This window comes from Streptosporangium sp. NPDC023615, from assembly GCF_040640155.1.
Taxonomy (GTDB): Bacteria; Actinomycetota; Actinomycetes; order Streptosporangiales; family Streptosporangiaceae; genus Streptosporangium.
The window spans coordinates 1-2,541 of sequence record NZ_JBFABE010000160.1 but is presented as its reverse complement, the minus strand read 5'-3'; the positions used below and the strand labels follow the sequence as shown (position 1 = coordinate 2,541).

1 protein-coding gene is annotated in these 2,541 nt (G+C 72.4%); it reads left to right on the top strand.

What is annotated here, in order from left to right:
• The coding region (locus tag AB0G16_RS38650) for a type I polyketide synthase (RefSeq protein ID WP_362815987.1) at positions 1–2,541 on the top strand (2,541 nt) is incomplete at both ends.

Here is a 2,541-nt window from a genome sequence, read left to right as displayed (position 1 = left end):
CCTACGTCGAGATCGGCCCCGACACCACCCTCACCGCCCTCACCCGCGCCACCCTCCCCGACGCCACCGCCATCGCCGTCAACGACAAGACCCCCACCACCTTCACCACCGCACTGGCCCACCTGCACACCCACAACGCACCGATCTCCTGGGCCGAGGTCTTCCCCAACGGCCGGCCCACACCGCTACCGACCTACCCCTTCCAGCACAAGCGCTACTGGCTCGCACCGGTGCCTCGAGGTACGGCACGTGACCTGGGTCTCGACGTGCCCCACCACCCGTTCCTCACCGCGGCGATGGATCTCGCGGGCGGGGAAGAGGTGGCCCTGGCCGGACTGATGTCCCTGGCCGAGCACCCCTGGCTGGCCGACCATGTCATCTCCGGAGCCGTGCTGGTCCCGGGAACCGCGTTCCTGGAGCTGGCCATCGCCACGGCGAGGCACGTCAACTCCGGCGTGGTGGAAGAGCTCGCCCTGGAGGCCCCGCTCGTTCTGCCCGAGCAGCAGGCGGTGCGCGTCCAGGTGACGGTGGGCATCGTCCAGGAGGACGGCACTCGCCCGTTCTCCGTCCACTCCCGCCCGGACGACGAGTCGCTTCCGTGGACCCGGCACGCGACAGGAGTGCTCAGCGATCGCGATGTGCTCAACGGGGCCGAGGGCCTGACCCAGTGGCCCCCTGCCGGAGCGGTCGCCGAGCCGTTGGACGGCCTCTATTCACGACTGGCCGACCTCGGTTACGCGTACGGCCCCGCGTTCCGGCGCCTGGAGGCCGTCTGGCGATCCGGTGACGACATCTTCGCCGAGGTACGCATGGACGCCGAGTCGGGCGCGCATTCGTTCGGCATCCACCCGGCGCTCCTGGACGCGGCCCTGCACCCGCTGGTCGCGGCGGACTCCGAGCCGGGAACGATTCGGTTGCCGTTCGCCTGGTCGGGTGCGGGAATCCGCACCGCCGGCGGCAGGGCGCTCAGGGTGCGGCTCAGCCCCAGCGGCACCGACGCGGTCACGCTGAGCATCGCCGACGAATCGGGAACGCCGGTGGCGGCCGTGGAGTCCCTCGCGCTGAGGCAGGTCGCCAAGGACCAGCTCGCGCAGGCGACGGGAGCCGGGGAAGGACTCTCCTCGGTGACGTGGCGTCCCGTCACGCTGCCCGATCGGACTCCGTCCACGTGGACCGAGGTCTCGGGCGAGGACGGGCTCTCCGGCGGGACCGGAGCCGAACTGGTCGTCGTGCGGCACGGGGTGACCGGGCCACACGCCCCCGACACGGCCCACGAGCAGGTGCGGCGAACCCTCGGACTGCTGCAACGGTGGCTGACCGACGACGCGTTCACCGGATCACGCCTGGTCGTCGTGACCCACCGTGCGATCGCGGCGATGCCCGGCGAGGATGTGACCGACCTGTCGAACGCCGCCCTCTGGGGCCTGGTACGGTCCGCGCAGTCCGAGCACCCGGACCGGATCGTCCTGGTGGATCTGGATCACCGGGCGGACACCGACGTCATGCTCAGGGCGGCGGTCGCCGGTGAATCACAGGTGGCGGTGCGCGACGGCGTGCCGTACGCCCCCCGGCTGACCCGGATGACGGCGGGTCCCGCGGCCGGTGCCGGTGAGCTCGACCCCGAGGGGACCGTCCTGATCACCGGGGGCACCGGTGGGCTGGGCGCGCTGTTCGCCGAGCACCTGGTCACCCGGCACGGCGTGCGACATCTGGTACTGGCCAGCCGGCGCGGCCCGGACGCCCCCGGCGCGGCGCGGCTGCGCGAGCGGTTGTCGGCGCAGGGCGCGACGGCCCACATCGTGGCCGCCGACGTGTCCGACCGGGACGCTCTCGCCGCCCTGCTCGGCGACATCCCGGCGGCTCATCCGCTGACCGCCGTCGTACACGCCGCGGGCACGCTCGACGACGCCACCGTGGAGTCGCTGTCGCCGTCGCAGCTCACCGCCGTCCTGAAGCCCAAGATCGACGCGGCGTGGCACCTCCACGAGCTGACCAGGCAGGACAAGCTCTCCGCCTTCATCATGTTCTCCTCGGTCTCCGGCATCATCGGCATGCCGGGCCAGGCCGCGTACGCGGCGGCGAACTCCTACCTCGACGCCCTGGCCGCCCACCGGACCGCCTCCGGGCTGGTGGGAACGTCCATCGCCTGGGGACTCTGGGGCGGGGCCGAGGGCATGGGCGCCGAGCTGGACGGTTCGGCCATCACGCGATGGGCCAGGGCGGGGATCGCTCCGCTGGCCCCCGTACGGGGTCCGGGCCTGTTCGACGCGGCCATGGCCAGCGGTGCCGCACTGGTCGTGCCCGCGGATCTGAGTCCGGCACGGACGCGGACCGATCACGCCGCGACGTCGCCCATGCTCAAGGACTCGGCAGGCGCCCGCCGCCAGACGGCCCAGCCGGACGCGTCCGAGCAACCGTGGCACCTTCGGATCACCCAGCTTCCCCGGGAGGAATGGCCGGCCGCCGTGATGGATCTCGTACGCGGTCACACGGCGGGTGTGTTGGGGCATGGCGGGGCGTCGGCGATCGATGTGGACAAGA